Origin of the sequence: Bradyrhizobium sp. PRIMUS42, assembly GCF_023006515.1 — a bacterium.
In the GTDB taxonomy this organism is placed as follows: domain Bacteria; phylum Pseudomonadota; class Alphaproteobacteria; order Rhizobiales; family Xanthobacteraceae; genus Bradyrhizobium.
Genome location: NZ_JALBGZ010000290.1, coordinates 1 through 7,385 on the forward strand (window position 1 = coordinate 1; position 7,385 = coordinate 7,385).

General features: G+C 63.0%; 7 protein-coding genes. 2 read left to right on the forward strand and 5 right to left on the reverse strand.

The window, feature by feature from the left end; translation table 11 throughout:
- Positions 1-945: PLP-dependent aminotransferase family protein (locus MOV75_RS20855; RefSeq protein ID WP_247006514.1), on the reverse strand; the 945-nt coding region annotated here is incomplete at its 3' end.
- A 184-nt stretch (positions 946-1,129) separates the two neighbouring features.
- Between MOV75_RS20855 and MOV75_RS20860 the strand changes: the two genes are divergently transcribed.
- Positions 1,130-1,366 (forward strand): DUF1127 domain-containing protein, encoded by a 237-nt coding sequence (locus MOV75_RS20860; protein WP_246929258.1) that lies wholly within the window; start codon positions 1,130-1,132, stop codon positions 1,364-1,366.
- A 1,058-nt stretch (positions 1,367-2,424) separates the two neighbouring features.
- On the opposite strand, the gene MOV75_RS20865 is transcribed toward MOV75_RS20860, so the two are convergent.
- The 4 genes from MOV75_RS20865 to MOV75_RS20880 all read right to left on the reverse strand — a co-directional run bounded on the left by MOV75_RS20865 (position 2,425) and on the right by MOV75_RS20880 (position 5,911).
- Positions 2,425-2,625 carry a hypothetical protein gene (locus MOV75_RS20865; protein ID WP_246929257.1) on the reverse strand — a complete coding sequence of 67 codons (201 nt, stop codon included), beginning with the start codon at positions 2,623-2,625 and terminating at the stop codon, positions 2,425-2,427.
- A gap of 1,134 nt (positions 2,626-3,759) precedes the next feature.
- Positions 3,760-4,566 carry a transglutaminase family protein gene (locus tag MOV75_RS20870; protein WP_246929256.1) on the reverse strand — a complete coding sequence of 269 codons (807 nt, stop codon included), beginning with the start codon at positions 4,564-4,566 and terminating at the stop codon, positions 3,760-3,762.
- A gap of 332 nt (positions 4,567-4,898) precedes the next feature.
- Positions 4,899-5,324 carry a universal stress protein gene (locus MOV75_RS20875; protein WP_246929255.1) on the reverse strand — a complete coding sequence of 142 codons (426 nt, stop codon included), beginning with the start codon at positions 5,322-5,324 and terminating at the stop codon, positions 4,899-4,901.
- Positions 5,325-5,374: 50 nt separating this feature from the next.
- Positions 5,375-5,911, reverse strand: coding sequence for a histidine phosphatase family protein (locus tag MOV75_RS20880; protein WP_246929254.1), 537 nt, complete (start codon positions 5,909-5,911; stop codon positions 5,375-5,377).
- Positions 5,912-6,131: 220 nt separating this feature from the next.
- Here MOV75_RS20880 and MOV75_RS20885 point away from each other — a divergent pair.
- On the forward strand, positions 6,132-7,385 hold a 1,254-nt coding region (locus MOV75_RS20885; protein ID WP_247006515.1), incomplete at its 3' end, for an FAD-binding oxidoreductase.

The following is a 7,385-nucleotide window of genomic DNA, read 5'->3' on the forward strand; positions in this document are numbered from 1 at the left end:
GCCGGTCCGCACCGCACTCATCACGCTTTCGCGCAGGTGAGGCGGCGCCACGAGGATACCGAGCGCAAGGCCGGGCGCGACCTTCTTGGACAGGCTGTCGAGCACGATGCAGCGGTCCGGCCCGAGCGCGGCCAGCGGCGTGTCGTCGGCGAGGAAGCCGTAGACGGTGTCCTCGATGATGGTGAGATCGAGCTTCTCGGCGACGCGCATGATGTCGGCGCGTCGCGTCGCGTTCATGGTGACGCCGAGCGGGTTCTGGATGATGGGCTGGAGATACAGCGCCGACAGATGCGCCTCGCGATGCGCCTTCTGGATGGCGTCGGGCCGCGCGCCGTGCTCGTCCATGGGAATCGGGACCAGCGTCACGCCTAACCGCGCGGCGATGCTCTTGACGTAAGGGTATGTCAGCGCCTCGACGCCGCAGCGGCCGCCGGTCGGGACGAGCGCTGCGAGCGCGGCTGCAAGCGACTGCTTGCCGTTGGCGGTGAAGACGATCTGCTCGGCCTGCGGCGCGAAATCCTTGCGCGCGAGATAGGCGGCCGCGGCATTGCGTGCGCTCTTGGTGCCGGTGCTGGTCGAGACGCGCAACGCGGATTCGAGCGCGTCGACGCGCTCCAGCCCTGCAAGGCTCTTGGCGATCATCGCCCATTGCTGCGGCAGCAGCGGATAATTGACCTCGAAATCGATCCGCGCATCGCGCGGCTCGCTCAAGGCCTCGACCTCGCGCCTGATGTCGCCGGAGATGAAGGTGCCGCGACCGACCTCGCCGACGACGAGCCCACGACGGAGCAACTCCGTATAAACCCGGCTCGCGGTCGAGACCGCAATGCCACGGTCATAGGCAAAATTGCGCTGCGGCGGCAGCCGATCGCCGGGCCTTAACGTGCCGTTAGCGATATCGACGGCAATGGCATCGGCAAGCTTCACGTACTCGAACTTGGACATTATTGCACCGAGAGCAATGTTTTACTTGCTCCGAGTAGTGTACTGGAGCATTTAAGTTCCATCAAGTTCCGCGATTGAGCCGAGGAGAGCGAGAGCAATCCGACGGCAATGAGGTGCAAGCGCTCGTAGCGTCTGCGCCAACGGCATCGGCTTCGCCGCGTGGGACGACTGCCGGAGAAGAAAAATGACCCTGATCTCACAAACTGCCGGGCGGAGCTTGCGCCCATCCTCATCGAGCGGGTTTTTCAGCACGCTCGCCAGTGCCGCCTACGCGCTGTTCGACCGCCTCGAGCGCCGCTCCGCCGTCAAGACATTGAACGAGCTCGACGACCGCGCCCTGCGCGACATCGGCATCACCCGCAGCCAGATCGAGGACGCGGTGTACGGGCAGTTCAAGGCCGAGCTGACGCGGTATCTGTGAGGCACGTGTCCCGGACGCGCTGCAGCGCTCTTGGCGTTGCTGCGCAGCCGGGACCCGGGAAGTCAGGGCTCGCTGATGCATGGGTCCCGGCTCTGCAGCGCACCGTCGCTGGACGACGCTGTTCTGCGTCCGGGGCGCGAGAGCGGTGTTGGGCGCTCAACTGTCTCAACATCGTCATTGCGAGCGCAGCGACTTGTCCGCCGAAGCCTCGGCCAAGGCGGAAGCAATCCAGAATCCCTCCGCGGTGGCAGTCTGGATTGCTTCGTCGCAAGGTCTCCTCGCAATGACGGAGTGTGGGTGACAGCGATGGGTAGAGCGAAGCGAAACCCATCAACACTTCCTTCGTTGAAAGATGATGGGTTTCGCAAGTGCTCTACCCATCCTACGTCTCCCGGACACACCTTCGCGTCCTCGCGGCTCAATTCGCCCGAGCTTTGCTTCATCGCTTCACCCTCAATTGAAAGAGGGCGCAGGGAAGACCGGGCGCCGGCTGGCACCCGCGGTCCACTGTGCGAAAGGCAGTAGCGAAATCTGCACAGCGGCATACAGGTGAAGCCAAACAACCGGCCTTCCCTGCGCAGTGGTTTGACGGCTTATGTCGTGCTCTCCCCGGGGAGCAATGCACTATTGCCCCCGTCGCCTTGCGGATGATCGATGCGCGTGCCCGGTCGGGCCGCCACATCACCGCTGAGACTTGACGCACAGACCCCGGGCGTCAGGACCACACGATTTTGCCGTACGCCGATCACACCGGTCGTGTGCGCGAGGTGTTTCGCTCACGGTTCTCCGCCCTGCGAAGCTCTTCGCGCCGATGCAACTAGCGTCCACCGCCGTCCGGCCCGCGTTCGTGACGATCGCGATACGCCCCTCTTCCTTGGGCCGGGCTGCCGCGACACATACGACATTTCCGAATTTCGGTAAAGTGGAATATCTTTCGCTGTGTGGATTGACCGACCCATGGCGTGTTTTGCCAGTCGGGCAACGCAAGGGATTGTACCTTGTAGCCCGAGCGGAGGGAGCGCAATCCGGGCGACCAGAATCGCGTTGGAGATGGAGACCTAAAGCGGCGCCGACAGTCCCGGCGAGGTCAGCCAATTGTTGACCTCTCCGGCAATATCGATCTGGTGGGCTTTTCGCAAAAGCTCCGTGCGGCGGATACCAGCGGGCATCCCTTTGGCCTGCTGACGAAGGTTGAGTGCCTCTTGCGCCAGGCGGTATTCGAATGTCGATGATGGTTCTGGGGGGCGTCGAGCCGGCATTTTGATGCTCCGCTGCAGGGTTGAGCGGGAGCGCAACTCGCGTTCACACCACCGATAGATGCTAAGGGCCGCTCGGCGGTAACGAGACAATGCGCCGTTGTCTGCTGAATAGCGAGGGCTTTGTTTCGTTCCGCGCAGGAACTATCGGCAAACTGCCCAGGTTGCCGCTGATTGGGCAAACGCATCATCGCTTGAAGTGCCGTTTGAACGATCAACGCGGATCGTTCTAAACTCCGTAGGTCCATCAAGCAGGGGAATTGGAGCGCGACGTTCAAAACACGCCCGCGGTTGGTGAAACTCAGCAACCGCGGCAAATATTCTTAAGCTTCGCGGTGGTTCGGGCTTCTTCCGCAAGAAACGGATCCTTGTAGCCCGACGATGAGTCGATGCCTGGTTTCGGCGGGTTTGCTTGCTTCGGAGGAAATGCCGCATCGTAACAGGAGAGGCGGGCGCCGGTGCTTTCGATCGCGCGGCAGTTCGGCTCCGCGGCGAAAGCTGCCGGCGTGAAGGTGCCCAGTGCCGATGCCAGCAAAAGCGCCGCGGTCCTTGTCCCTGTTCGAGCCGTCTTCATGTTCAACACTCCATCGCTACTTGGATCTACTCGCCCAAGTCGGACGCTCGCCGGTCCAGGCCGGAAGAGCATCCCATTCGGACCAGCGCATCCTTCGCTCCTCATCTCCGACCCTTACGAAAACAAAGGGAGCATCGTCCCGACCTGTTCTCGAACCCACGAAGATCGCCGGAACACCGTAGGCATCTCTGATGATTGCTGTGTTTGCCATTCCCGCCTCCTGTCTCTGCTCGCGCCTTGGCTTGAGTCTTGGCGCAAAGAGCCGCGCCTGCCCGTTGGTGCAGGGCAATTGAACGGATCTGCCGCTAAAGAACGGCCACGATCGCGATCAGCAGCACGAGGAAGATAGGCACCAATAACGGTGGAACGAGCCACTCACGAATGTCGAATTTGACTAAATCGGACATCTGACCGCCTTCTTTCGTTTAAGGCGGGAGCGCGATGCTCTCAGTCACCGATAACAGCCAAGAAGCGCGCGGTGATGCCAACCCTGTAGCACCTACCTCGTCAATTAGCGAGGTCAATCTCGTCCGGTTTGCGCGCAATTGACCGGGACGAGCGGCTCACACGAGTTCATCGGTCCACACCTTGAAGCTGATGAGCTCGCTTGGTCCGAAAGTTTGAACAATCGGAACATCCGCCGCGTCGCGGCCTTGGGCGATCAGGACACGGCCGATCCGCGGAGCGTTGTTGCGTGCATCGAAGGTGTACCAGCGCCCCCCAAGGTAGGCATCGAACCAACCTGCAAAGTCGCCGGGGGCGTGGGGCGCCGGAATGCCGATATCGCCTAGATAGCCGGTGCAGTAGCGCGCCGGAATGTTCATGCAGCGGCAGAACGCGATGGCAAGATGCGCATAGTCCCGGCAGACGCCCTTTCGCTCGTTGAAGACCTCCCACGCCGTCATGGTCGCCCGCGCGTGCTCGTATCCAAACGCGATGTGATCGTGAACGAAATTGCAGATCGCCTGGACGCGCGGCCAGCCGGGCGCCGTTTTCTCGAACAGCTTCCATGCGATGTCGGAAAGCCGATCTGTCTCGCAATACCGGCTGCCGAGTAAATAGAGGATGGTGTCCGATGGAAGATCTTCTACTGCGTGCTGCGCAGCTGAAGGCACGATCACATCAGGCAAGCCGCTATCGCGCACTGTCCCGTCAGCAGAAAGGCGCATACGGCCAGGGGGCGCAACGATCCGGCTGCACCAGTTCCCGAAGCTGTCGCGGTAGGGCGTGATCGGAACAGAAGGCGAGGTGATGAGGTGATCCGGTACAACAACATCGGATGCCCGCGTGAAATGCGTCCCGACCATCGCGATCAATGGCGTGACCTGCTGGAAGTCGTAGACCATTTCGAAGCCGACACGGATTTGCATGCTTAGACCTGACTCCAACGGCAGTGACTGGAATTGGCCGCGGGATGAGTCGCGTTGGCTCGAACTCAGATCGGCGTCGCTGCGAGAGTTCGGTCTGCGTCGTCGCTGAAGAGCAAATGGCTACGCAGCTGGCCGAATGCAATGCCAGGTGCCGCTATGCCCGCCTGCTTTGCCAAGCCAATTGTAATCGCTTCCACATTGTAACCCGGATGAGCGAAGCGACATCCGGGATTCTCGCCATGAGCGGCCCCGGATGTCGCTTCCGCCTTCGCTCTCCGAGCTACGGCGGACAAGTCGCTCACCCGGGCTACGGAAATGCCGGAGAGTTGAGTTCAGTGCCTGACCACCAGCACCGAGCACTTCGCATAACGCACGACGTGCCCGGCGTTGGAGCCGAGGAAATAGGTGCGCATCGCCGGCCGGTGCGAGGTCATCACGATCAAATCGGCCTTCATGTGCGCGGCTTCCTCCAGAATCTCGTGGTAGATGCCGCCCTGGCGCACCACGCTGGAGATCCGCGCTTGCTCGATGCCGGATTCGCGCGCGACGATGGCGAGCGCCTCTTCCGAGGTCTGGCGCTGCTGCTCGTCGAAATCGGCCGGCACGTATTCGGCCAGCATCACCGGCGTCATCGGCAGCACGTTGAGCAGGCGCACCATGCCGCTCCAGGTCTGCGACAGCGTTGCCGCCGTCGCGAGCGCCGGCTTGGCCAGATCGGTGTCAGCGAGGTCGATGGGCACGAGGATGGACTTGAACATCTGCGCCTCCAAATCTTCCAGTCAGCACGTCTTGTCGGCACGTCGCGCGGTCATCCCGATCGAAGCAGCTTGGGGCTGGTGAACAGCACCAGCTTGCCGCGGCGGTAGGCCACGTCACCCCAATCCTTGACGTCAAAGTCGAAGATCGCAAGCCCCGAGGTGGGCAGATTGTCGGCGAGCGCCCTGGCGCCGGCGGGATCGCCGCCGCCCATCAGCATGAGCGCGGCCTCGTGCATGCCGGGATTATGGGCGACCAGCAGCAGCTGCTTCGGGTCGGCCGGGGCCGTTGCAGTGCGAATGGAGTCCAGGATCTGCGCGGGATCGGCGCCATAGAGTTCCGGCAGGATCTCGACCTGCGGCGCCGGGACGCGGTCCTTCATCGCCTCCCAGGCGATGTCCCAGGTCTGCCGGGCCCGGACGGCGTGCGACACCAGCACGGTATCGGGGAAGGGCGGATGGGTGGCGATCCAGTCGCCGAGCTGCGCAGCATCCCTGTGGCCGCGGTCGTCGAGCCGGCGGTCCTGGTCACGGCCGCTCGGCGCGTCAGTCTCTGTCTTGGCGTGACGCAGCAACATCAAACGGCGCATGGCATTCTCGAATCGTTCCACATCCAGAATAAGCTACAGGCGCCGGTTGAGGGCAAGGTGACAGGCGCCCGCTTGGTATAAAGCACCCTGAGATTAGAACGAATCGTCATCGCGCTTTAGGTCGTTATTTTGAGCATGATCTCGGCGCAAACCCGATTTCCCGGTTTGTAATCACGGAAAACCGCTGCACACTTTTCGGGTTCATGCTCTAAGAAACGACATGAGCGAGACTTTCACAAGCGTGTCCCAGGAAGAAGCCGGCCTTCGCGACCGCACGCGGCTGACGTTTGAACTCGACGCCGACATCTGCGTCATCGGTGCGGGGCTTGCCGGGCTAACCATTGCGCTGGAGGCGGCCCGGCTCGGCGCCAGCGTCGCGGTGCTGGAGGGGCGCCACATCGGCTGGAACGCGTCCGGCAACCAGCTCGGCGCCGTCATGCCGGGTTTTGCTCTGCCGCTCGCCGACCTGATCGAGCGCATCGGCTTCGAGGATGCGCGTGAATTGTGGGGGTTGTCGAAGGAGGGCGCCGAGTTCGTCCGGGCCAACGCCACGGAAGAGAACATGCCGGGAATTGCCCGGAGCGACGGTGTGCTGGAGGTCTCCAACGTCGATGCCGGCGACCGGCTGATCAGCCGGTTGCAGATGCTGAACGAGGATTTCGACACCGAGGTCGAGGGTTGGCAGGTCGATCGCGTCCGCGAGGTGCTCAAGACCGATCGCTACTTTCACGGCGTGTATTATCCGAAGGCGTTCCAGCTCGACGGCCGCAAATATGTGCACGGCCTTGCTGCGCTGGCACGGCGGGCAGGCGCCCGCATCTTCGAGGACACGCCCGTCGTCAGTATCGATCATTCCGGCATCCGCAAACGCATCGTCACGCCCTCGGCGCGGCTGCGCGCAACCCATATCGTGCTCGCGGGCAACATTCATCTCGGCGCGCCCTTGAGGCGCCTGTCGGAGACGCTGCTACCGGTCTGGCGCTATGCCGGAATCACCGCGCCGCTCGGTGAGCGGGTGCACGAGCTCATCGCCTTCAAGGGATCGGTGATGGATTCCGACGGCGTCGATCATTTCCGCATCGTCGACGGCGACCGGCTGATGTGGGAGAGCCCGGAGACCACTTGGGCCGCGCGTCCGCAGCGCTTTGCAGGCGCTGTCAGGCGGCGGATCCGTACGATCTTCCCGGCGCTCGGCAATGTCGAGATCACCGAGACGTTCGGCGGCGCCACCGGCCAGACCGTGCACGGCATGCCGCAGATCGGCCAGTTGCGCAAAGGCCTGTGGGTGGCGAGCGGGTTCGGCCGCCAGGGCATGAACACCTCGGCCATGGCCGGGCAGATGATCGCCCGCAGCATCCTGTGGGGTGACGAGCGCTGGAAGCTGTTCTCGCCGTTCGAGTTGGTCTGGGCCGGCGGCGCCACCGGGCGGGTGGCCGGTCAGCTGGTCGGGATCTGGGGCAGGGCGAGTTCCGCC